This is a genomic window from Streptomyces rectiviolaceus (genome assembly GCF_039533825.1).
GTDB lineage: Bacteria > Actinomycetota > Actinomycetes > Streptomycetales > Streptomycetaceae > Streptomyces > Streptomyces rectiviolaceus.
Genome location: NZ_BAAAUG010000057.1, coordinates 1 through 23,448, shown reverse-complemented (window position 1 = coordinate 23,448; position 23,448 = coordinate 1). Strand labels below are relative to the sequence as shown.

The following is a 23,448-nucleotide window of genomic DNA, read 5'->3' as shown; positions in this document are numbered from 1 at the left end:
GATCTGCCGGGCCAGGAGCCCTTGGCGTAGGCATGTGACCGATGCGGCGCTTGTGGCCCACCTGGCTACGGAGCGGTGATATGGCCCCGGCTAGGCTCCGGACTCATGGACGTTCTCACCCACCTCTTCGTCGGCCTGCACATCATCGGTATCGCCTCCCTCCTGGGCGGCTTCCTGACTCAGATGAAGCAGATGGGCCAGGGCACGGCCCGTTTCAACCCCGCGATGCTGCACGGCGCGCTGACGATGCTTGTCACGGGCGTGATCCTGGTGGGTCTCAACCAGGCGGACGACAACCCGGTCAACAACGTCAAGATCGGCATCAAGATGGCCGTCCTGATCGTGATCCTCGCGCTGGTCTATGTGAAGCGGGACGAGGAGAAGGTGGACAAGGGGATGTTCGGAGCCGTCGGTCTGCTGACCGTCGCCAACATCTTCATCGCGGTGCTGTGGACCTGACGTAACCGTCACACGAGAAAACGGCCCTCCACGCGCGCGTGGAGGGCCGTTTTCTCGTGTGACGCTTTCTCGTGTGACGGTTAAGCGGGCCGCACCACGCTGTGGATCGGCATGTAGTAGATCGACTCGACGCGGACGTTCGCGCCCGGCTTCGGGGCGTGGATCATCTTGCCGTCGCCGATGTAGATCCCTACGTGGCTGATGTCGTCGTAGAAGAAGACCAGGTCACCCGGCTTGGCGTCGGCGGTCTTCACGGTCGTGCCGACCTTCACCTGGTCCCACGTCGTACGCGGCAGGGAGATCCCCGCGGCCTTCCACGCGTCCTGGGTGAGCCCGGAGCAGTCGTAGGAGTCGGGGCCGGTGGCGCCCCACACGTACGGCTTGCCGATCTGCGCCTCCGCGAAGTTGATGACCTTCGCGGCCTTGGTCGCGTAGCCGCTGTCCGTGTCGCCGGAGCCGGAGCCCGTGCCGGAGCCGGAGCCCGTGTCCGGGGTCTCCGTGCCTCCGTCGTTCTGCTCCTTCTCGCGCTCCTTGGCCGCGGCCTCTTCCGCCGCCTTGCGCTTGGCCTCCGCCTCGGCCTCCTGCTTGCGGGCCAGCTCGGCGGCCTTGCGCTTGGCCTCTTCTTCCTTCTTCTTCTCGATCGCCGCGAGCCGCGCCTTTTCCTCGGCCGTCAGCTCCGAGAGCATCGTGCGCGCCTGGCCCAGCTTCTTCTGGACGGTCTGCTTGCTCGTCTTGAGCTCGTCCCGCGAGTCGCTCAGCGTCTCCAGGCTCTTGGTGGCCTTCGTACGCTGCTTCGTCGCCGAGGCCTGCTGCGTCTGGTAGTCGTCGACCGCCTTCTTCTGGCGCGCGGTCAGCCGGTCCGAAAGGTGGTTCTGGTCGAAGAAGCTCTGCGGGTCGTCGGCGAGCATCATCGTGGCGGTCTCGGAGACGCCGCCGGTGCGGTACTGCGCCGCGGCGAACGTGCCCAGCTCCTGGCGGGCCTCGTTCAGCTTGTCCGTGCGCTGGGCCACGTCGTCGAGGAGAGTGTCGACCTTCTTGCGCTGCTTGTCGGTGCGCTCCTTGGCCGAGTTGTACTTCTGTGTGGCCACGCCCGCCTGGTGGTAGAGATCGTCGACCTTCTTCTGGACCTCTTCGAGGCTGGGCTTCTGCGGCGCGGACGGTGCCGCCTGCGCGCTCTGCGACAGGAGGGCCACAGAGGTGAGGGCTGCCGTCGTGAGGCCGAGGGCTGGAGTGGCGCGTAGGCCGGCAATGCGGGTCCGCGGCTTGCGGTGCGACGCCAAGGGAGGCGACTCCTTCCGTAGACCGCCTACCGGGTTAGCTGTCGGGTTCGGGCGGATGGTTCCGGAAGGTTGCCCTACAGTCCCGTACTTCGTACGGGACCGATTCACCCCAAGTTCATCGTGGGTCCCCGGCTCCGAGGAGATCGAACTCGGCGGAGGCCACCCGTTCCCGGCGGGTTCGCCGGTGGGAGTACGAGCGGCCCGCGGAGCACGCTAGCCAACTCGTGTGGCCCGTGTGAAGGTTGATGTTCGATATGCCCGATACGTTTTCGTTACTTTACGAAGCTCTTGACGCGGGCACGCCGTGTCGTGGCGGAGAGTGACCGGGCGTGGGCGGGGCGTAGACAGATGGATGTGTCCGGAACCCGGGGCGGGTTGTCAGTGGGGCCGCCTAGACTCGGGAGGCGATGAGCAGCCTCTTTGATGACAGCTTCCTGGCGGACCTCAAGCCCTCGCGGGCTTCGGAGGAAGAGCACCCGCCGCCGCCCGAGGACAGTGCTCCGGAGCCCATTCCGGATGATCTGTTCGACGGGAAGTTCGACGCGCCCGCACCCCGGGACGCGCACTACCGCGGCGGCGCCCCGCGCCCCGTGATCGACCCGGCGGCCCTGCTCGACGGACTGAACGAGAACCAGCGCGCGGCCGTCGTGCACGCGGACTCCCCGCTGCTCATCGTCGCGGGCGCCGGCTCCGGCAAGACCCGCGTCCTGACGCACCGCATCGCGTATCTCCTGGCCGAGCGGCACGTGCACCCGGGGCAGATCCTGGCGATCACGTTCACGAACAAGGCCGCGGGCGAGATGAAGGAGCGCGTCGAGCAGCTCGTCGGGCCGCGGGCCAACGCGATGTGGGTGTCGACGTTCCACAGCGCGTGCGTGCGGATACTGCGCCGCGAGTCGAAGACGATCGGCTTCACCTCCTCCTTCTCGATCTACGACGCCGCCGACTCCAAGCGGCTGATGGCGCTGGTCTGCCGCGACCTGGACATCGACCCGAAGAAGTTCCCGCCGAAGTCCTTCAGCGCCAAGATCTCGAACCTGAAGAACGAACTGATCGACGAGGAGACCTTCGCGGGCCAGGCCGCCGACGGCTTCGAGCGGACCCTCGCCCAGGCGTACGCGATGTACCAGTCGCGCCTGCGCGAGGCGAACGCCCTCGACTTCGACGACCTGATCATGACGACGGTCAACATGTTCCGCGCGTTCCCGGACGTCGCCGCGCACTACCGCCGCCGCTTCCGCCACGTGATGGTCGATGAGTACCAGGACACCAACCACGCCCAGTACGCCCTGGTGCGCGAGCTGGTGGGCCCCGCAGGGGGCGAGGGGGACGACCCCGCCGAGCTCTGCGTCGTGGGTGACGCGGACCAGTCGATCTACGCCTTCCGAGGCGCCACGATCCGCAACATCCTCCAGTTCGAGGAGGACTACCCCGACGCGACGACGATCCTCCTGGAGCAGAACTACCGCTCCACGCAGACGATCCTGACCGCGGCCAACGCCGTCATCGAGCGCAACGAAAGCCGCCGCCCCAAGAACCTGTGGACCAACGCGGGCGCGGGCGCGGGCATCACCGGCTATGTCGCCGACACCGAGCACGACGAGGCGCAGTTCGTCGCCGACGAGATCGACCGCCTCACCGACGCGGGCGACGCGAAGGCGGGCGACGTCGCGATCTTCTACCGGACGAACGCGCAGTCCCGTGTCTTCGAAGAGATCTTCATCCGTGTCGGCCTGCCCTACAAGGTCGTCGGCGGCGTCCGCTTCTACGAGCGCAAGGAGGTCCGGGATGTCCTCGCGTATCTGCGGGTGCTCGCCAACCCGGAGGACTCCGTACCGCTGCGGCGCATTCTGAACGTACCCAAGAGGGGCATCGGCGACCGCGCGGAGGCGATGATCGACGCGCTCTCGCAGCGCGAGAAGATCTCCTTCCCGCAGGCGCTGAAGCGCGTTGACGAGGCGTACGGAATGGCGGCTCGCTCGGCGAACGCCGTCAAGCGTTTCAACGTGCTGATGGAGGAGCTGCGGACCATCGTCGAGTCCGGCGCGGGACCTGCCGTCGTCCTGGAGGCCGTGCTCGAACGGACCGGGTATCTGGCCGAGTTGCAGGCATCGACCGACCCGCAGGACGAGACGCGCATCGAGAACCTCCAGGAACTCGCCGCCGTGGCCCTGGAGTTCGAGCAGGACAGCGGTGAGGCGGACTCCGAGGGAGAGACGGACTCCGAGGGATTGACGGACTCAGAGGGAGAGGGCGCAGCCGGAGGCGCGGGCACAGGTGTGTCCGGCACGCTCTCCGAGTTCCTGGAGCGGGTCGCGCTCGTCGCCGACTCGGACCAGATCCCCGACGAGGACGACGGCTCCGGAGTCATCACGCTGATGACGCTGCACACCGCCAAGGGCCTCGAGTTCCCTGTCGTCTTCCTGACCGGCATGGAGGACGGCGTCTTCCCGCACATGCGCTCCCTCGGCCAGGTCAAGGAGCTTGAGGAGGAGCGCCGCCTCGCGTACGTGGGCATCACGCGCGCGCGGGAGCGGCTCTATCTGACGCGGTCCTCGATGCGCAGCGCCTGGGGACAGCCTTCGTACAACCCGCCGTCGCGCTTCCTGGAGGAGATCCCGGAGACCCATCTGGACTGGAAGCGGAAGGGTTCCGTCGGCGCACCGGCATCCTCCGGGCCCGCCGCCGGGATCGCCTCCTCCTTGTCGTCGTCGCGCTCGCGCAGCGGGGGCGCGCAGGGCTTCGCCACGCGCCGCGCCTCGGAGAAGCCGGTGGTCGCGCTGGCGATCGGCGACCGGGTCACGCACGACCAGTTCGGCCTCGGGACCGTGGTCGGAGTGAAGGGGACGGGTGCGAACGCCGAGGCGACGGTGGACTTCGGAGAGCCTAAGCCGAAGCGGCTCCTGCTGCGGTACGCGCCGGTGGAGAAGCTGTAACGCCGGGGGCGGCGGCCGGAGTTACGTCGGGTCGAGGCCGTGGCTGCGCAGCCACGGCAGCGGGTCGATCGCCGAGCCGCCGCCGGGGCGCACCTCGAAGTGGAGGTGCGGTCCGGTGGAGTTGCCGGAGTTGCCGGAGAAGGCGATGGGGTCGCCGGCCTTGACGGGGCCGCTGGAGACCTTGTGCGTGGAGAGGTGGCAGTACCACGTCTCCGTGCCGTCCTTGGCGGTCACGATCGCCATGTTGCCGTAGGCGCTGTTCCACTTCGTGGAGACGGTGCCGTCGGTGGCGGCGAGCACCTCGGTGCCGTACGACACCGGGAAGTCGATTCCGGAGTGCGCGGACATCCAGTTGATGCCCGCCTGTCCGTAGTACGCGCTCAGGCCGTGCTGCTTCACGGGAAGCGAGAACTTGGGGCGCAGGCGCTCCTTGCGCGCGGCTTCCTCGGCGGCCTTCTTCTCGGCGGCGACCTTCTCCGCCTTGAGGTCGATGCGCTCCTGGGTACGGCTCGCGCGGTCGGCGAAGTCGCCGGCGTCCGCGGAGAGGTTCGCCAGCTGCGTGTCGAGCTTGTTGTTGGCGGCGGAGGGCTGCACCGACGTGGGGTCCGGGGCCGATGCCGCCTGCGTCTCCTTCTCGTCGCCGCCGCCGAAGTCGCCCACAGAGGCGGCGGCGATACCCGCGACACCCATCACACAGGCGGAGGGCACGGCGACGGTGAAGAGCGCGGAGCGCTTGGCGGGGGAGCGGCGGCGGGCCCGCGAGCGGGAGCCGTGCGGACGGTCCATGACCGGCGGCTCGTCGTCACCGGCGGCGCCTCGGCGGCTCGGCTCGACCGGACCGAGTGAATCGGCGGGAGCCTCGTCGGGCGTGAACTCGTGCTCGGCGGCGGCCGGTTGTGCGTAGGCCTCGGGGGAGTGAGGCTCGGGGGCGTAGGACCCGGTGTCGTAAGGCGAATGCTCGTACGGTTCGGGTGCCTCGTACGTGTCGGGCGCTCCGGGCGTGTCCTGAGCCTCGTACGTCCCGAGCGTCCCGTGTGCCTCGTGCGTCTCGGGGGCGCCGTAGGCCTCGAGCGTCTCCGTGGCCCCGTAGGTCATGTCCTGGCCGCCGGAGTTCCACGCGGTCGCGTCGTACGCGCCGGTGTCGAAGGCCTGGGTCTCCCACTGGCCGGTCTGCTGCGGCTGGTGCTGCTGCTGCGGTTGGTGCTGCGGTTGGTTCCAGGCGCCCGCGTCCCACTGGGCAGTGGCGTCGGGGCCCGGCTGCGCCGGGATCTCGGCGGAGAGATGCTGGTATCCGCCGGTGGACCACATGGTGCTGTCGTAACTGCCGGTCTCGTAGCCACTGGTGTCGTACGCGGCCTGGTGCTGTGCGGCGTACGGGTCGTAGTTCAGCGTCTGCTGCGTCCCCGTGGTGGACCACTGGCCGGTGTCGTACGAACTGCCGGGCATGTCGCCGAAGAGCGGGTCGGACGCGAAGCTTCCGGTGTCGGGACCGGTCGTCGCATAGCTGCCTGTGGTGTCGAAGCTTCCCGTGGAGTAGCCGTCGTACCCGGTGTAGGCGCCGTGCTGGGTGCTCTGCTGGTCATACGCCGCGTAGGGCGCATAGTCGGCGGGTGCCGAGGCCGGGGGTGTCGAGCTCCCCGACGGGTGACGGTCGTTCACCAACTTCTCTTTCGCCTCGGCAGCAGGGGCAGAGCAGTGCGGTGACTGTACCCGGCGGTATGCGGGCGCGACAATCTTCGGCAGGTTTCGTGCTCTCAGGAAACGGGCATTCGGCCGCCTTTCGGCGGACTGCGGGCACAGCTTTGGCCCTGCGTTCGAGCTCCGTTCGACAAATTGCCCGCATCGAGGGGTGCGTGAGCCGCTCGTCAGGCCACGGTCAGTCCGTTCTCGGCGCCGGTCGTAGAGGTTCCCGGGGCGGGCAGATCGAGGGCCTGGCGGATTCCGGCGGCGACCGCGGGGTGCACGGGCAGGGCGAGATGACCGATTCCGGAGACACGTACGTTCTGCGCGATCAGGTCGGGATGATTGACGCAGGCCGTCTCGAGGGGGGCCATCAGCTGGTCCAGGTCGCTCCAGAAGCTCACGAACCGGGTCCGGCAGCCGGGCGCCGGCTCGCGCAGCTCTTTGATCACGTCCGAGCCGGGACGCATCTGGCGCACGATCGGGTGCGCGTCGGCCAGCGGCACGACCCGCGTTCCCTCGTGTGGGGTACCGAGGGTGACCAGCGTGCGGACGCGTACGTCGCCGCCGAGGCGCTGCGCGTAATAGCGGGCTATCAGGCCGCCGAGGCTGTGCCCGACGATGTCCACCTGGTGGTGGCCCGTGCGCTCGCAGATCTCCTCTATGTGGCGGCCGAGCAGCTCGGCGGCCGTGCGGATGTCGCACGTGAGGGGGGAGTAGTTGAGGGACTCCACGTGCTGGCCGCCGTGCTGGGCCAGGGAGCGGCGCAGGAGGACGAAGACCGAGCGGTTGTCGATGAAGCCGTGCAGGAGGACGACCGGCGGCCGGCTCTCCGCGGGGAGCCGTGGGGCGTCGGGACGCGGCAGTTCGGCGGCGACCCTGCGTTCCTGGACGATGCCCGAGGGGTAGAGGAGGAGGTGGCCGGCGAGGATCGCCACCTCGAGTGCGGTCGCTTTCAGCAGAGCCATGGACAGTCCCGCCAGTCTGGCGGGCAGCAGAAGGCAGGGCGGGCGAAAGGGCAGGACCCTCGTGATGGTCATGGTCGACCTCCCGGTCGGCACGCGGGAGGACGGCTCTGTCCCCCGTGTGCCCGTAGCGGGGAGGCGTGAGCGAGGTCGTACGGCGGCGATGCGTGGTCAGCGCCGGTGGCGCCCCGCATACCGGCGCGATCGCCGATGTCCCGCATCACCACGGCGCGCGGCGGACGGCGCGGTGGTACGGCGACCTCGTTGCGGCTCCCCTTGCGCCGTCCCGGAAGCGGTCCGTATGCCGCTGGATACGGGAGTGGCGCGCAGCGAACGTGTCCCATCGTGTGATTTCCCCCTCGCTCTCCACCGTGAAACTGCCGGGTGCGAGATGCTGGAGATAACGTTCGTTCACTTCCCCGGCCGGTGCGGCACGGGGTGCCAGTGCTTGGACAGATGGATATCGGTACATGGAGGCAGTGATGGGTGTGGCAGCCGGTCCGATCCGCGTGGTGGTGGCGAAGCCGGGTCTCGACGGTCATGATCGCGGAGCCAAGGTGATCGCGAGGGCACTGCGTGACGCGGGTATGGAGGTCATCTACACCGGCCTGCATCAGACGCCCGAGCAGGTGGTGGACACCGCGATCCAGGAGGACGCCGACGCGATCGGTCTGTCCATCCTCTCCGGCGCCCACAACACGCTCTTCGCGCGCGTGATCGAGCTCCTCAAGGAGCGCGACGCGGAGGACATCAAGGTCTTCGGCGGCGGCATCATCCCCGAGGCGGACATCGCGCCGCTCAAGGAGAAGGGTGTCGCGGAGATCTTCACGCCCGGGGCGACGACGGCATCGATCGTGGACTGGGTCAGGGCGAACGTCCGTCAGCCTGCGGGCGCCTGACGGCCTCCTCGTGGTGGAGGGAGCGTCCGCCGTCCTTCCCTTCCGCAGGGCGCTTCGCGCTGACCCGGGGGTGCCTGAGAGGGTGCCTAAGATGACGGCACCCCCGGGTCTTCCCGCGCCGCGCCAGGGTTCCCCGGCTCCGCGCCAAGCTCCCTGCCCGGATCCCCGCCCAGCTCCGCCCGCATCGCCGCGCGTAGACGCAACGTACTGACCAGGCGCTGGAAGGCCTCCGACCAGTAGCCGCCCGCGCCGGGGGACGCGTCCTCGGGCTCGTCCGGGATCGCGGTCAGTACGTCGAGACGGACCGCCTCCGCCGGGTCGAGGCAGCGCTCCGCCAGGCCCATCACTCCGCTGAAGCTCCAGGGGTAACTCCCGGCGTCCCGCGCGATGTTCAGCGCGTCCACCACTGCCCGCCCCAGCGGTTCCGACCAGGGCAGCGCGCACACGCCGAGCAGCTGGAACGCCTCCGAGAGGCCGTGCGTCGCGATGAACCCCGCGACCCAGTCGGCCCGCTCCCCGGCCGGCAGCGCGGCGAGGAGCTTCGCGCGCTCGGCGAGTGATGCCGCGCCGGGGCCCGCCGCGTCAGGGGAAGAGGGAGCCCCGAGCAGTGCCCGGGACCAGAGCGCGTCACGCTGCCGCACGGCCGCGCGGCACCATGCGGCGTGCAGTTCGCTCTGCCAGTCGTCGGCCACGGGCAGCGCCACGATCTCGGCGGGCGTCCGGCCGCCGAGCCGCTGCGGCCAGGTGCCGAGCGGGGCGGCGTCCACCAGCTGGCCGAGCCACCAGGAGCGTTCGCCCCGTCCGGCGGGCGGCTTCGGGGTGACGCCGTCGCGCTCCATGCCCGCGTCGCACTCGTGCGGTGCCTCGACCGTGAGCGTCGGCGTGGTCTTCGTGCCCTGCGCGTGGTCGATGGCCACGCAGGAGGCGGCGCGGTCCGCCATCCGCGCGGCGAGGGCGGAAGCGGGGAGCGCGGAGAGGAGCTCGGCCGCCGTGGCACGGACGTTGCGGCTGCGGTCGGTGAGGGCCTGCTCCAGGAACGGCTCATCCGCGTCGCACAGTTGGGTGCGCAGGGAGTCGAGGAACATCAGGCGGTCCTCCGCCCGCTCCGTGCTCCAGGTGGTGGCGAGCAGGTCCCGCGCGGCGGCCGGGTCATGCGCCCGCACCGCGCCGAGCAGGGCGACCCGTTCGGCGAACAGACCCTCCTCCCACAGCTGTTGGACCTGTGCTGTCTCCTCCGGGGCGGGCAGGGTCACCCCACCGCCCGGAGTGGAGCGGAGCGCGAACTTCCAGTCCGGGTTGAGCCGAGCGAGCCACAGCGCCCTCGGGCCCGCGAAGGCTAGGGCCTGCGGCCGCAGGTCCGTGCGCCCGCGGGCCGCGTTCAGGAGCGCAGGAAGCAGCTCGGGCGGCGCCGCGAAGCCGCGGTCGTTGGCCAACGCGAGCCACTGCGGGAGCAGCTCCATCAGGTCGGGCACCGCGCCTCGGCGTCCGCCGCTGCCCGCGCCGGGGTGGTCGGTGAGCAGCGTGGCGAGCCTGCGCCGTGCCGTGGGCGGCACCAGGGGCCTGGGATCGTCCGCGGCGGGCTCGGGAGGTGCCGCGGCGGGCGCGGGGCGCAGCCCGGCTCTGCGCCGGACGGTCTGCACGGCGGCCGCGTCCAGCAGGGCGGTCGGTGCGTCCTTCTCCTGGTCGTGCACGGGGGGTGTGCGGCGGTCGGTGCCGAGGAGCGCGGCGGTTACCAGGTCTTCCCAGGGGGTGACGGTCGCTTGGGTGAGTGCGGTGGTGCCGGTCATGTGGACTCCTCTCGCGGGCGGATCTCTCCGTCGGATCTCTCGGGCGGATCTCTAGGTCTTTCGGCTGGATCGGCTGCCTTGGATCCGCCGTCTTGGGTCTGTCGGAGAACATCGCGGTGCGCGTTGAGGTGGGCGTTGTGGCGCCTTCAGTGGGCGTTGCGGTGTTGCGTTGTCTCGGCGGGCCTGGCGGGCCCCGTGGTGTGCTGCGCGGACCCAGCGCTCTTCCGAGGCGTGGTGGTCAGCACAGCGCCACCGCCTCTCCCCCTCCTCGCGGCCAGGCCGTCAGAGGGGTGAAGCCCTCGTGACCACACTCGCCGAAGACCGTCACCGAAGCGCCTCCGGAGAGTGCCACCAGCCGCCACAGGCCCGATCGGGAGGTCGCCGAAGGGGTGATGGGCAGGGCCATCTCGCCTCCCGCGTCCGCCAGTTGCCAGCCATCCGAGGCAGGGCCCGGATGTGGGGTCGGTATCACTTCGCTCAACGTCACCGGCCAGGAATCCAGCCAAGGGTCGTCCCGCAGCACCTCGCCGTAGCGACGCGCGGCCTGTTCTGTCCGGACGCCCGGAGGCCGGGTCGCCGCCGGCGCGGGAGCGCCGAACTGTTCGCCCAGGTCGGCCCGGAGCTGTCCGGCGCCCGGATACGCGGTCAGCTCGGCGTCCAGCGCGAGGCCGACCGGCAGCGCGAGCGCGGGTGCGCGGCCCGCGGCTCCGTACGACAGGAGCAGGGCCGTGCGCCCGGACTCCGCGCCGTGCAGCCATATCCGGCGGGTGGTGAGCTTGCTGTCCGCCGTGTCGTACTGCGCGAGCACCAGCCAGCGGTCCCGCACCGGCGGGCCCTGCGCCGACGTGGGCAGGCCTGTGCGGGAGCGGACCGTGGCCGCCAGGGCCTCCGGCAGTTGCTCGCGGTGCAGCCAGCCCTGGTCGAGGAGGTGGAGGAGCGCGCACTCCTCCAGCATTCGCACCGGCCAGCCGGGACCGGAGGAGGGTATGGACCCCAACTCCCGCACACGCGAGGCAAGTCCGGGCGCCTGCGCGTCGACCATCCGGGCCGCAGTCTCCTCCCACAGTCCGTACCCCGCCTGCTCGGCGGAGGCTATGCCGCCGCGCAGCAGATCGGAGAGGCGTTGCTCCAGCTCCGTCACGCCCGCCGTGACCCGCTCGGCCCGCCGCTCCGCCCTGCGGCGCGCGGCCTCGGGGTCAGCGGGCGGTGTGGCCGGCGCCGTGTCCGAAGTCCGCTTCGTCTCCGCTCTCTTGCGGCGCCCCGCCAGCCACTCCTCCGCCCAGACCGGCGGCCGCGCGTCCGGCACCGAGCCAAATGGCGCCTCGCCACCCGCTGTCCAGAGCAGCAGCAGCCCGAGCGCGTGCTTGCACGGGAACTTGCGGCTCGGACAACTGCACTTGTACGCCGGGCCTGCCCCGCCGGTGATGTCCGCGATGTCGACGATCGTCTGATACGGCTTGCTGCCACTTCCCTTGCACAGTCCCCACACCGTCCCCTCGCCCGAACTGCCCGCCTCCGACCATGGGCCGGCGACGCCGAGTTTGCTTCCCGCCTTGCGTGACGGGGCGTCAGGTGCCAAGGCAAGGACCTGATCCGCCGTCCAGCGCACCCCCTGCTGAGTCATGTCATCGAAGGTAGATCCCACCACTGACAATCGATCCCGCACGCAATGTCTGTGCAGGTCAGAGCGGTGCGAGGGGTGATTGTCAGTGGCGTGGTGCACGGTTGGAATCACATCCGGGCCAGATGCGTCCGGACGAGTTGGAGGGGGATCGCTCCATGACCGTGTCCATCGACTCGACGACCTCGACGACCGGGAACCAGACCGCGTCCGTATCCGCGTCCGCAGCCGCGCCCGCGGGTGAGGCGGAGGTGCTGCGGCCGCACGCCGAGCACGATTTCGCCGCCGAACTGGCAGCGCTCGCCGCGCAGGACGACCGGCCGCGGCCTGTCCGCTGGCGGCTCTCGCCGTGGGCGGTCGCGACGTATCTGCTCGGTGGCACGCTGCCCGACGGGACGGTGATCTCGCCGAAGTACGTGGGGCCGCGCCGCATCGTCGAGGTCGCCGTCACCACCCTCGCCACTGACCGCGCGCTGCTTCTGCTCGGCGTGCCCGGTACCGCGAAGACCTGGGTGTCCGAGCATCTGGCGGCCGCTGTCAGCGGGGACTCGACGCTGCTGGTGCAGGGCACGGCGGGGACGCCGGAGGAGGCGATCCGATACGGCTGGAACTACGCACAGTTGCTCGCGCACGGCCCCAGCCGCGACGCGCTCGTGCCGAGCCCCGTCATGCGGGCCATGTCCGACGGCATGACGGCGCGGGTCGAGGAGCTGACCCGCATCCCCGCCGACGTGCAGGACACGCTGATCACGATCCTGTCGGAAAAGACCCTTCCCATACCGGAGTTGGGCCAGGAGGTGCAGGCCGTACGAGGCTTCAACCTCATCGCCACGGCCAACAACCGCGACCGCGGGGTCAACGACCTGTCGAGCGCGCTGCGCCGCCGCTTCAACACCGTGGTCCTTCCGCTGCCGGAGAGCGCGGACGCCGAGGTCGACATCGTCTCGCGCCGTGTCGATCAGATCGGGCGCTCGCTCGATCTGCCGACCGGGCCCGAGGGGATCGACGAGATACGCCGTGTCGTCACCGTCTTCCGCGAGCTGAGGGACGGGGTGACGGCCGACGGGCGGACGAAGGTGAAGTCGCCGAGCGGCACGCTCTCGACGGCCGAGGCGATCTCCGTCGTGACCAACGGCCTGGCTCTGGCCGCCCACTTCGGGGACGGGGTGCTGCGGCCGGGCGATGTCGCCGCGGGCATCCTCGGCGCGGTCGTCCGTGACCCGGCGGCGGACCGGGTGATCTGGCAGGAGTACTTGGAGGCGGTGGTCCGTGAGCGTGACGGATGGAAGGACTTCTACCGCGCGTGCCGTGAGGTGAGTGTGTGACGGACGCGGGCCGCGCGAGTGCGGATATCGGTGTGCGTGTGCGTGTGCGTGTGGGTGCGGGTGCGGGTGTGACGGTGGCTGGTTCGCGTGAGACGGAGAGGGGGCGGACATGAGCGATGAGGTGCGTGAGGGCGAGGCGCGCACGGGCGGGGGGCCGTTGCTGCTCGGGGTGCGGCATCACGGGCCGGGGTCGGCGCGTGCGGTGCGGGCCGCACTCGAGGAGGGCGCGCCGCGCGTGGTGCTGATCGAGGGGCCGCCGGAGGCCGACGCGCTGGTGGCGCTCGCGGCGGACGAGGGCATGCGGCCGCCGGTCGCGCTGCTCGCGCACGTGGTGGACGAACCGGGCCGGTCGGCGTTCTGGCCACTGGCCGAGTTCTCGCCGGAGTGGGTAGCGATCAAGTGGGCCGCGGGGGCCGGGGTTCCGGTCAGGTTCATGGACCTTCCGGCGGCGCATTCGTTGGCGCGGACGGAGGAGACGGAGGACGCCCCGAAGGGGGAGCCGGGCGACCCCGCGTCTTCGGGGGACGCGGACGCGGTACGGATCGATCCTCTTGCGGTGCTCGCCGAGACCGCCGGATACGACGATCCCGAGCGGTGGTGGGAGGACGTCGTCGAGCACCGAGGTGCGGGAGCGGACGTGTTCGCGCCGTTCGACGCGCTGGGCGAGGCCATGGGGGCGCTGCGCGAGGAGTTCGGGACCGGTGGGCACGACCGTGACCTGGTGCGCGAGGCGTACATGCGGACGCAAGTGCGGGCGGCGCAACGCGAGTTCGGGGCAGCCGGCGTTGCGGTCGTGTGCGGGGCCTGGCATGTGCCTGCGCTGCGGCAGAAGGTGACCGTGGCGGCGGACCGGGCGCTGCTCAAAGGGCTGCCCAAGGTGAAGGTCGACATGACCTGGGTGCCCTGGACGCACCGCCGCCTCTCCCGGGCCAGTGGATACGGCGCGGGGATCGACTCGCCCGGCTGGTACGGCCATCTGTTCAGCGCGCCGGACCGCCCCGTCGAGCGCTGGCTGACCAAGGTCGCGCGGCTCTTTCGGGACGAGGACAGGCTCGTGTCGTCCGCACATGTCATCGAGGCGGTACGGCTCGCGGACACGCTCGCCGCGATGCGGGGGCGTCCGCTGCCGGGGCTCACCGAGACCACGGACGCGATCCGGGCGGTGATGTGCGAGGGCTCCGACGTGCCGCTGTCCCTGGTGCACGACAAGCTCGTCGTCGGGGACGTCCTCGGGGAGGTGCCGGACTCGGCGCCCGCGGTGCCGTTGCAGCGCGATCTCACGCGGCTCCAGCGGAAGCTCCGGCTCAAACCGGAGGCCCTCGAACGGGAGTTGGAGCTCGACCTGCGCAAGGAGACGGACGCCGCGCGCAGCAGGCTGCTGCATCGGCTCCGGCTGCTCGGAATCGGCTGGGGCGAGCCCGCCGCGTCGCGGGGGAGTACGGGTACGTTCCGGGAGACCTGGCGGCTGCGGTGGGAGCCGGAGCTCTCCGTGCGGGTGGCGGAGGCGGGGGTGTGGGGGACGACCGTGGTCGCGGCGGCCACGACTCGGGCGGAGTCCGATGCCGTCGGGGCCGGCGCCCTGGCCGATGTCACCGCGCTGGCCGAGCGGTGTCTGCTGGCCGAGTTGCCGGACGCGTTGCCGGTGGTGATGCGGGTCCTGGCGGACCGGGCGGCGCTGGACGCGGACGTCGGGCATCTGGCGCAGGCGTTGCCCGCGTTGGTGCGTTCGCTCCGGTACGGGGATGTGCGGGGCACGGACACGGCCGCGCTCGGTGAAGTGGCTCTGGGGCTCGCGGAGCGGGTGTTCGTCGGGCTGCCCCCTGCGTGTGCGGGGCTGGACCAGGACGCTGCGCTCGAGATGCGGGGACATGTGGACGCAGTTCACCAAGCGGTGGGCCTGCTGGGGGAGTTGGGCTCTGGTCCTGAGGGCGAGGGGGTGCCTCGTCCGAGTGCGACCGCGGTCGGCGCGGGTGTGCGGGGGCGGTGGTACTCCGTGTTGAGGGTGTTGGGGGAGCGGGACAGCGTTGCCGGGGTGGTGCGGGGGCGGTGCGTGCGGATCCTGATGGACGGCGGGGAACTGGCCGATGGGGAGGCCGCTCGGTTCATGGGGCTCGCCCTGTCCCGGGGGACCGAGCCCGCTGAAGCCGCCGCCTGGATCGAGGGCTTCGTGGGCGGTGGGTCAGGTGGCGGCATGTTGCTCGTGCACGACGAGCGGCTGCTCGGACTCGTCGACGACTGGTTGAGCGGGGTAACTGACCGCGCCTTCACCGACGTGCTGCCACTGCTGCGGCGCACCTTCTCGGCGTACGAACCGGGGGTGCGGCGGACTCTGGGCGAACTGGTGCGGCGGGGTCCGTCGGGGTCCGGCGGCGGCGCGGCCGTCACCGGGGGGATACCTGGCTTCGGGGCGGAACTTGACGGCGAGCGCGCGGATGCCGTTCTGCCGGTGCTGAGTCTGTTGCTCGGGGGTGGGGTCGGGGCCGGGCCCGAGGCCGACCCCGGGGCCGGGGCACTGTCCTTCGCCGGTGCCGGTGCCGGTGCCGGTGCCGGTGCCGGTGACGGTGCCGGTGACGGTGACCGTGACGAGTTTGTGGGGGTGGGGCGATGACACGGGATGTGGCTCAGGGCGGGGCAGGGGATGCGGCGGCGGACGGAGCTCAGGGCGTGGCTGTAGGTGCGGATCGGGATGTTTCGTCGGCCGTGGCGCGTGGCCGAGGGGAGGACCCCGTAGGGGAGCGGATGCGGCGGTGGCGGCTTGTGCTCGGTGGGGGTGGGGCGGACGGAACGGGGTGCGAGCTCGCCGGGCGTGACGCGGCGATGGACGGGGCGCTCGGCGCGCTGTACGGGGGAGGGGATGGAGGGAAGAAGGACCGGGGGCGGGACCGTTCGGCGGGGCTCGGGGCGTCCGCGCCGTCCGTGTCGCGCTGGCTCGGGGACATCCGGACGTACTTCCCCTCGTCCGTCGTCCAGGTCATGCAGCGCGACGCCATCGAGCGGCTCGGCCTGTCCACGCTGCTCCTGGAGCCCGAGATGCTCGAGGCCGTCGAGGCCGACGTGCATCTGGTGGGGACCCTTCTCTCCCTCAACAAGGCCATGCCTGAGACCACCAAGGAGACCGCGCGGGCCGTCGTGCGGAAGGTCGTCGAGGACCTGGAGAAACGGCTCGCCACGCGCACCCGTGCCACCCTCACCGGCGCGCTCGACCGCAGCGCCCGCGTCAGCAGGCCGCGCCACCACGACATCGACTGGAACCGCACGATCGCGGTCAACCTCAAGAACTACCTGCCGGAGTACAAGACGATCGTGCCCGAGCGGCTCATCGGGTACGGGCGGGCGTCTCAGTCCGTGAAGAAGGAGGTCATCCTCTGCATCGACCAGTCGGGCTCGATGGCCGCGTCCGTCGTCTACGCCTCGGTGTTCGGAGCCGTGCTCGGTTCGATGCGGTCGCTCAACACGCGGCTCGTCGTGTTCGACACGAATGTCGTCGACCTCACCGATCAGCTCGACGACCCGGTGGACGTGCTGTTCGGCACGCAGTTGGGCGGCGGGACCGACATCAACCGGGCGCTCGCGTACTGCCAGTCGCAGATCACCCGGCCCGCGGACACCATCGTCGTCCTCATCAGCGACCTGTACGAAGGGGGCATACGCAACGAGATGCTGAAGCGGGTCGCGGCGATGAAGGCGTCCGGGGTGCAGTTCGTGACGCTGCTCGCGCTCTCCGACGAGGGGACACCCGCGTACGACCGGGAGCACGCGGCGGCGCTCTCGGCGCTCGGCGCACCGGCCTTCGCGTGTACCCCGGATCTCTTCCCGGAGGTGATGGCGGCGGCGATCGAGAAGCGGCCTCTTCCCATACCGGACATGAGCACGCATCGGTAACAGGGGACTTGCGGAAGAGTGGGCGGCCCGTGCGAGGATCGGCGGGCTTCACTCCCGGAGTTACGCTCCGTGTCTCGCCCCGCCCAGCAGAGGAATCTCCTCGTCTTGACTCCCGCAGCAGTCGTTCTGCCTGATACCGCTGTGCGCCTGGTGCGCGCGGTGGCCGGGCGGCGTGCGCTGCAAGTGGTGCTGCTGCTGGCCGGGTTGCTCGCGCTGGGTTTCCTCTGTGGAGAGCGGGCGGCGGCGGTGGACGGAGCACCGGCTCCGGAGCGTGCACGGGTGACTGAACCTGTGCGTGAGCGGGTGGCCGAACCCGTGCGTGAGACCGCGCGGGACGGGCGCGAGGCGGTGCGTGACGCCTCGGTCGAGCCGGTGGCCGACGCCGCCGAGCCCGCGGTCCGGACCGCGCGGGGTGCCGTGCGGCCGGTCGTGGACGGGACCACCGGAGTTCTCGAGGGTGCGCCGCGGCGGGTGTTGCCCGAGGCGCCAGACCCTTCCGGCATCCCCAGCATCCCCAGCCCCGGCGCCCCCGGCATGTCCGACCTGCCTGGCCCTGGTCCCGGCGCGGGCGACGACACGGACGACGGCGCCGAGCCCTCCACTCCGGAGAGCGCCGCCAAGCCCGACGACGGCCGGGGCGAGGCGGGCGCTCGGGCGCATGAGGCGCGGAAGAAGCCAGGGGCGCGGGCCGGGTCCTCGTACGGCACCGGCACCAGCCCCACGTACCCGGGCGGTCAGCAGACGCGCGGCGCCGCCCTGTTCGGCGATGACGCCTCGGACGACGCGGACCGCACCGGACACGAGCCGTTCCCGCCCGCGCCCGGTGATCCGGCGCGGACCCTGGGCGGTCAGTCGGCCGGTGACGGGAGTTCGACGCGGCACGGCGATCCATGTGCCGCCTCGCTCGACAGCCGTGCGCCGGTGCGGCTTCTGCAGGGTGCCGGGGCCGGTCAGGTCCCCGCGCCGGTCCGCGAACGACACCGGGACATTCTCGAATTCCCTGGCTAGGGCAGCCCTTTCCCCGCGAAGACCTGCCGCGCGGGGGTGGCAAAGGTCTGCCCGCCGACCGGACGTATCCGGGTCGGATTCACAGCCAGAGTTCGAAGGATCTGAAGCACGCATGAACAAGAACATCCGTCGTTCCATCGTCATAGCCGCCGGTGTCACGGGCGCGTGGGCGCTCGGTTCCGCCGTGGCCAGCGCGGACGAACTGCCCCAGCACTCCGTCGCCCTGCCGGACAACGCGTCCGACGCGGTCGCCGACGTCACGGGTGACGTCCCCGACGTCGCCGACGTCCAGGGCAAGGCGAAGTCCACCGTCGCCGACGTCCGAGGCACGGCGAAGTCCACCGTCACGGAAGCGAAGGCGGAAGCGAAGGCCACAGCCAAGGCCGGAGCCCCCAAGGTCGAGCTCCCCCAGGTCGACGCCCCCAAGGCCCCCGCGGTCGGCACCCCCGCGTTCGACGCCCCGAACGTCACGACCCCGAACGTCACGACCCCGAACGTCACGACCCCGAACGTCACGACCCCGGACGTCAGCACCCCCGAAGACTCCGTCGACTACCTCTTCGGCCCCCTCTCCGCCTTCGCCCCGGACATCGAGGGCGCCCCGGCGAACGCGACGCAGACCGCGACGCAGACCGCCACCCCGATCGTCGACGAGACGGCCACGGCCGTACTGCCGCCCGTCGCCGCGACCGCCGTCGACGGCGTCGTGCCGGTCGCCGGGCAGGCGGCCAATGACGCCACCTACCTGGCGCAGGGCGTGGCCGGCGATGTGACGCCGTTCGCCGGTGGGGTCGTCGGCGAGGTCCCGCCGTTCGCGCAGGGTGTCGCGGGCGATGTGCAGCCCTTCGCGGACGGCGTCGTCGGCTCGGTGTCGCCGTTCGTGCAGACCGTCACCGACCAGGTGCAGCCCGTCGTGCAGGGCGTCGGCGGGAGCGCGGACCAGCTGGCGTACGGCGTGACGGGCGATGTGCAGCCGTTCGCCGGTGGCGTCACCGGCCAGGTCTCGCCGTTCGCGCAGGACCTGACGGGCACCGTCTCGCCCGACGCGCAGTCCCTCGCGGGGAACGCCCTCACCGGCGTCCAGGGCGTGGCGGACTCGATCGCTCCGAGCTACCTGCCGACGTACGAGCAGGCGTACAACGCCACGCACAACGCGGCGCACAACGCGACGTACAGCGTCTGACAGCGGAAGCGACAGCCGTGCGGCGGCGCGAGCTGTCCCAGCCGTAGCAGCTACCAGCCGTAACAGGAGCAAACGGGCGGTCCCTGTCACCACAGGGGCCGCCCGTCCCGCGTTCGGATCCGCTAAGGCCCGCGATCTGTGACAGTCATCACCGCCCAAATGTGATCTGCGATTTAGGGACCTACGGCCCACGGCGATAACCTGCGAGACGGACATGCCGCGTACCGGACTCCGTCCTACGCCTCCCTTGTGACAGCGCAGTCACGTTGCCCTCCGCGGCACGCCCACGCAGACAGCTGACCACAAAGCAGCGAGATCGCAGCGAGATCACGGAAAAGGGACGGACGCGCGTGGACCTGTTCGAGTACCAGGCGAGGGACCTCTTCGCCAAGCACGGTGTACCGGTGCTGGCCGGTGAAGTCATCGACACGCCTGAGGCGGCGCGCGAGGCCACCGAGAAGCTGGGCGGCAAGTCGGTCGTCAAGGCACAGGTGAAGGTCGGTGGCCGCGGCAAGGCCGGCGGCGTGAAGCTGGCCGACACCGCGGACGAAGCCGTCGCTCGCGCGACGGACATCCTCGGGATGGACATCAAGGGCCACACGGTCCACAAGGTGATGATCGCCGAGCTGTCCCCGGAGATCGAGGCGGAGTACTACGTCTCGTACCTCCTCGACCGCACCAACCGCACCTTCCTGGCCATGGCCTCGGTGCAGGGCGGCATGGACATCGAGGAGGTCGCGGAGAAGACTCCCGAGGCCCTCGCGAAGGTCCCGGTCAACGCCGTCGAAGGCGTGAACATCGACAAGGCCCGCGAGATCGTGGCCCAGGCGAAGTTCCCGGCCGAGGTGGCCGAGGGTGTCGCCGAGGCCATGGTGACCCTGTGGGACACCTTCGTCGCCGAGGACGCGCTCCTCGTCGAGGTCAACCCGCTGGTGAAGACCAAGGACGGCCGCATCCTGGCCCTGGACGGCAAGGTCTCGCTCGACGAGAACGCCGACTTCCGCCAGGCCGACCACGCGGCGCTCGAGGACAAGGACGCAGCCAACCCGCTCGAGGCTGCTGCCAAGGCCAAGAACCTCAACTACGTGAAGCTCGACGGCGAGGTCGGCATCATCGGCAACGGCGCGGGTCTCGTCATGAGCACCCTCGACGTCGTCGCGTACGCCGGTGAGGCGCACAACAACGTCAAGCCGGCCAACTTCCTCGACATCGGCGGCGGCGCTTCGGCCGAGGTCATGGCGAACGGCCTGGAGATCATCCTCGGCGACCCGGACGTCAAGTCCGTCTTCGTCAACGTCTTCGGTGGCATCACCGCGTGCGACGAGGTCGCCAACGGCATCGTCCAGGCGCTTGAGCTCCTCAAGTCCAAGGGCGAGGAAGTCACCAAGCCGCTGGTCGTCCGTCTCGACGGCAACAACGCGGAGCTGGGTCGCAAGATCCTGTCGGACGCGAACCACCCGCTCGTGCAGCGCGTGGACACCATGGACGGCGCGGCCGACAAGGCCGCCGAGCTCGCGGCTGCGAAGTAAGGGACCAGGTCAGAACACCATGGCTATCTTCCTGACCAAGGACAGCAAGGTCATCGTCCAGGGCATGACCGGTGCCACGGGCATGAAGCACACCAAGCTCATGCTGGGCGACGGCACGAACATCGTCGGCGGCGTGAACCCGCGCAAGGCCGGCACGTCCGTCGACTTCGACGGCACCGAGGTACCGGTCTTCGGCTCCGTCGCCGAGGCGATGGAGAAGACGGGCGCCGACGTCTCCGTCCTCTTCGTGCCGCCGGCCTTCTCCAAGGCCGCCGTCGTCGAGGCGATCGACGCCGAGATCCCCCTCGCGGTCGTCATCACCGAGGGCATCGCCGTCCACGACTCCGCCGCCTTCTGGGCGTACGCGAAGTCGAAGGGCAACAAGACCCGCATCATCGGCCCGAACTGCCCCGGTCTCATCACCCCGGGTCAGTCGAACGCCGGCATCATCCCGGGCGACATCACGAAGCCGGGCCGCATCGGCCTGGTCTCGAAGTCCGGCACGCTGACGTACCAGATGATGTACGAGCTCCGTGACATCGGCTTCTCCTCGGCCGTCGGCATCGGTGGCGACCCGGTCATCGGCACGACGCACATCGACGCGCTCGCCGCGTTCGAGGCCGACCCCGACACCGACCTGATCGTCATGATCGGCGAGATCGGCGGCGACGCCGAGGAGCGTGCGGCGGACTTCATCGCGAAGAACGTGACGAAGCCGGTCGTCGGCTACGTCGCCGGCTTCACCGCGCCCGAGGGCAAGACCATGGGCCACGCCGGCGCCATCGTCTCCGGCTCCTCCGGCACGGCTGCCGCCAAGAAGGAGGCCCTTGAGGCCGCGGGCGTCAAGGTCGGCAAGACGCCGACCGAGACCGCCAAGCTGGCGCGAGCCATTCTCGCGGGCTGAAGCTTGACCTGAGCTGTTGAAGGTGGGCCCGCATCTCACTCACGTGAGGTGCGGGCCCACCTTTCTCTGTCTGCGGGGCGTATGTGGCTGGTCGCGCAGTTCCCCGCGCCCTTAGCGGGCCTGCGGCGTCAGTCTTTCCGGGCCGCTCGACAAGTCCTCGCGCAGCTTCTTGTGGAGGCTCTGGTCCGCGTACGTCAACGGGCCAGGACCCATCCGTGGCGGGACTCCGTTGATGGCCTTGCCCGGGGACTGGGGCGGTTCGTAGTGCGTGGGGGCCGTGCGCAGCGTCAGGGCCGTGGCGCCGACGATCAACGCCGTGAAGGCGATCGCCGCGCGGGTCCAGAAGCGGGCGCGGTGCTCGCTTCCCGTGCGTACCCGGCGCGCGTTCGGGGGCCGCAGCTTCTCCGCGCGGCACAGTTCGCCGAGGCGCTGGTGCAGCGCGTCGGGCGTCGCCGCCTGGCCGGGGAGCTTCTCGGCGATCGCCTCGCGCGCGCGTAGGAGACGGCCGGCCGCCGCGGGCGTGCTCGCCTCCGTCTCGGCCGCGGTCTCGGGCAGGTCGAGCCCGACGCCGTCGTAGAGCAGGAGGGTGCGGCGCTGCGCGGGCGGCAGGCTCATCAGTACGTCGAGGAAGGCGCGGTCCGCCGCTTCGGCGGGCGGGGCGTCCGGCTGCCGGTGGGCGGGGCGGAGGCGGTGCCAGGGGGACATCGCGTACTCGTACGCCGCCGCGCGCACCCAGCCCGCCGGGTCGCGGTCGACGGCGACCTCGGGCCAGCGCTGCCAGGCGAGCTGGAAGGCGCGCTCCACGGATTCCTGGGCGAGGGTGCGGCGGCCGGTGAGGAGATAGGTCTGGCGTACGAGGCCGGGGGCGCAGGTCGCGCAGAGCGTGTCGAAGGCTTCGGCGGGGGTTGCCACCGTGGTGGGCCTTGACGGCTCGGGCTCCGGCTCGGGACCCTGCCCGGGATCTGGCTCGGGACCCTGCTCGGGACCCCGAGCGGCTTGGGCGACGGCCGTCGTCGGCGTCACCGGCTCGGGCCGGGTGTGACCGTTCATCGCCGCGCCCACCGGGATGCGTGCGGGGGACTTCTCGTCCTTGGCGTCGAGCTTCGTGTCGAGCTTGGTGCCGACGGGCGGCGCCAGGTCCTTGGCCCAGCTGGGGCGCCGTACGGAGCGCTTGCCCGCGACGGCCCGCTCGTTCGCGATCTCGGCCAGCAGCTTCGCGTAGACCTCACGCCTGCGGCCGCGTGGCGTCGAGCGGCCCGACTCCCAGGCGCGGACCGTCTCCCGGGTGACGCCCACCTTCGCGGCGACTTCGGCCTGGCTCAGGGACCTCGCCTCGCGCAGGCGCCGGCGTTCCTTCGGGGACGGCAACGGGGTGGCAGGGCTCTGGGTCATGTCGGACTCTCCGCGCCGTGGGCCGTGGGCCTTCGTGCGGCGGGCCGCCGGGCGCGGCTGGTCCGTCGTACGAAAAAGTACATAAACGTATCTTGAGCGACACATCCGGTATTCGCCTGTTACGGGGAGAAAGCGCGTGTCGTTGGGAGCATGGCGACGTGACTCAAATCACCGACCGCAGCTCTCCGTTGCCGCCCCTCAAACCGCTGATCGAGCGGGCGCGCGACCGCTCACCCGGGCTGGCGACGTGCCTGTTCGGAGGGGCCGTCGCGGCCGGGCTGGGGCTCGGCTCATGTGCCGTCCTTGTGATGGTCCTCTGGATCATCTCGCCCTATCCGGACAGCGGGCCGGACGGGGCCCTGCACGTCGCGGCCGCGGTGTGGCTGATCGCCCACGGCACCGAGCTGATCAGGACGGACACGCTCTCGGGGGCGCCGGCGCCGGTCGGCGTCACGCCCCTGCTCCTGATGGTGCTCCCGGGCTGGCTCGCGCACCGGGCGGCGCGGGACGCGGCGGATCCCGAGGAGCGGGGGATGGCGCCGCGGGCCGCGTGGTGCGGGGTGGTCGGCGGCTATCTGCTGGTCGGCGCCGCCGCGAC

17 protein-coding genes and 1 riboswitch are annotated in these 23,448 nt (G+C 70.9%); of the genes, 11 read left to right on the top strand and 6 right to left on the bottom strand.

The annotated features are described in order from the left end of the window. Positions 1–105: 105 nt before the first annotated feature. Entirely contained in the window at positions 106–459 is a 354-nt protein-coding gene (locus ABD378_RS17650; RefSeq protein ID WP_344521882.1) for a hypothetical protein, read from the top strand. 80 nt (positions 460–539) lie between these two features. Here ABD378_RS17650 and ABD378_RS17645 read toward each other — a convergent pair whose 3' ends face one another. Next, positions 540–1,739: a C40 family peptidase gene (locus ABD378_RS17645; RefSeq protein ID WP_344521881.1), complete on the bottom strand. Its 1,200-nt coding sequence runs from the start codon at positions 1,737–1,739 to the stop codon at positions 540–542. Between the two features lie 8 nt (positions 1,740–1,747). Next, a riboswitch (cyclic di-AMP (ydaO/yuaA leader) is annotated at positions 1,748–1,904 on the bottom strand. 242 nt (positions 1,905–2,146) lie between these two features. Between ABD378_RS17645 and pcrA the strand changes: the two genes are divergently transcribed. Next, entirely contained in the window at positions 2,147–4,675 is a 2,529-nt protein-coding gene (gene pcrA, locus ABD378_RS17640; RefSeq protein WP_344521880.1) for a DNA helicase PcrA, read from the top strand. Between the two features lie 21 nt (positions 4,676–4,696). Here the strand turns inward: pcrA and ABD378_RS17635 are convergent, their stop codons facing one another. After that, on the bottom strand, positions 4,697–6,334 hold the full coding sequence (locus ABD378_RS17635; protein ID WP_344521879.1) for a peptidoglycan DD-metalloendopeptidase family protein: 1,638 nt from the start codon (positions 6,332–6,334) through the stop codon (positions 4,697–4,699). 206 nt (positions 6,335–6,540) lie between these two features. Further along, a complete protein-coding gene (locus ABD378_RS17630) occupies positions 6,541–7,395 on the bottom strand; it encodes a lipase family alpha/beta hydrolase (RefSeq protein ID WP_344521878.1) in 855 nt (284 codons plus the stop codon). Between the two features lie 407 nt (positions 7,396–7,802). Between ABD378_RS17630 and icmB the strand changes: the two genes are divergently transcribed. Then, on the top strand, positions 7,803–8,219 hold the full coding sequence (gene icmB / locus ABD378_RS17625; RefSeq protein WP_160506729.1) for a coenzyme B12-dependent isobutyryl CoA mutase small subunit: 417 nt from the start codon (positions 7,803–7,805) through the stop codon (positions 8,217–8,219). 86 nt (positions 8,220–8,305) lie between these two features. On the opposite strand, the gene ABD378_RS17620 is transcribed toward icmB, so the two are convergent. Further along, the gene (locus tag ABD378_RS17620; protein WP_344521877.1) at positions 8,306–10,006 is read right to left on the bottom strand and encodes a DUF5691 domain-containing protein; all 1,701 of its coding nucleotides are present in this window, start codon (positions 10,004–10,006) and stop codon (positions 8,306–8,308) included. Between the two features lie 238 nt (positions 10,007–10,244). Then, positions 10,245–11,630 (bottom strand): SWIM zinc finger family protein, encoded by a 1,386-nt coding sequence (locus tag ABD378_RS17615; RefSeq protein WP_344521876.1) that lies wholly within the window; start codon positions 11,628–11,630, stop codon positions 10,245–10,247. A gap of 155 nt (positions 11,631–11,785) precedes the next feature. On the opposite strand from ABD378_RS17615, the gene ABD378_RS17610 reads away from it, so the two are divergent. The 7 genes from ABD378_RS17610 to sucD all read left to right on the top strand — a co-directional run bounded on the left by ABD378_RS17610 (position 11,786) and on the right by sucD (position 21,458). Then, positions 11,786–12,952, top strand: coding sequence for an ATP-binding protein (locus ABD378_RS17610; protein ID WP_344521875.1), 1,167 nt, complete (start codon positions 11,786–11,788; stop codon positions 12,950–12,952). A gap of 109 nt (positions 12,953–13,061) precedes the next feature. Beyond that, a complete protein-coding gene (locus tag ABD378_RS17605; RefSeq protein WP_344521874.1) occupies positions 13,062–15,560 on the top strand; it encodes a DUF5682 family protein in 2,499 nt (832 codons plus the stop codon). Between the two features lie 131 nt (positions 15,561–15,691). Next, complete coding sequence (locus tag ABD378_RS17600; protein WP_344521895.1) at positions 15,692–16,834, top strand: vWA domain-containing protein; 1,143 nt, start codon at positions 15,692–15,694, stop codon at positions 16,832–16,834. A 105-nt stretch (positions 16,835–16,939) separates the two neighbouring features. After that, positions 16,940–17,842, top strand: a complete 903-nt coding sequence (locus tag ABD378_RS17595; protein ID WP_344521873.1) for a hypothetical protein — start codon at positions 16,940–16,942, stop codon at positions 17,840–17,842. Positions 17,843–17,954: 112 nt separating this feature from the next. Then, positions 17,955–19,025 carry a hypothetical protein gene (locus ABD378_RS17590; RefSeq protein ID WP_344521872.1) on the top strand — a complete coding sequence of 357 codons (1,071 nt, stop codon included), beginning with the start codon at positions 17,955–17,957 and terminating at the stop codon, positions 19,023–19,025. Positions 19,026–19,375: 350 nt separating this feature from the next. After that, positions 19,376–20,554: an ADP-forming succinate--CoA ligase subunit beta gene (sucC, locus tag ABD378_RS17585; protein ID WP_344521871.1), complete on the top strand. Its 1,179-nt coding sequence runs from the start codon at positions 19,376–19,378 to the stop codon at positions 20,552–20,554. A 19-nt stretch (positions 20,555–20,573) separates the two neighbouring features. Then, a complete protein-coding gene (gene sucD / locus ABD378_RS17580) occupies positions 20,574–21,458 on the top strand; it encodes a succinate--CoA ligase subunit alpha (RefSeq protein WP_344521870.1) in 885 nt (294 codons plus the stop codon). 111 nt (positions 21,459–21,569) lie between these two features. Here the strand turns inward: sucD and ABD378_RS17575 are convergent, their stop codons facing one another. Then, positions 21,570–22,850, bottom strand: a complete 1,281-nt coding sequence (locus ABD378_RS17575) for a helix-turn-helix domain-containing protein (RefSeq protein ID WP_344521869.1) — start codon at positions 22,848–22,850, stop codon at positions 21,570–21,572. 158 nt (positions 22,851–23,008) lie between these two features. On the opposite strand from ABD378_RS17575, the gene ABD378_RS17570 reads away from it, so the two are divergent. Then, on the top strand, positions 23,009–23,448 hold a 440-nt coding region (locus ABD378_RS17570; protein ID WP_344521868.1), incomplete at its 3' end, for a cell division protein PerM.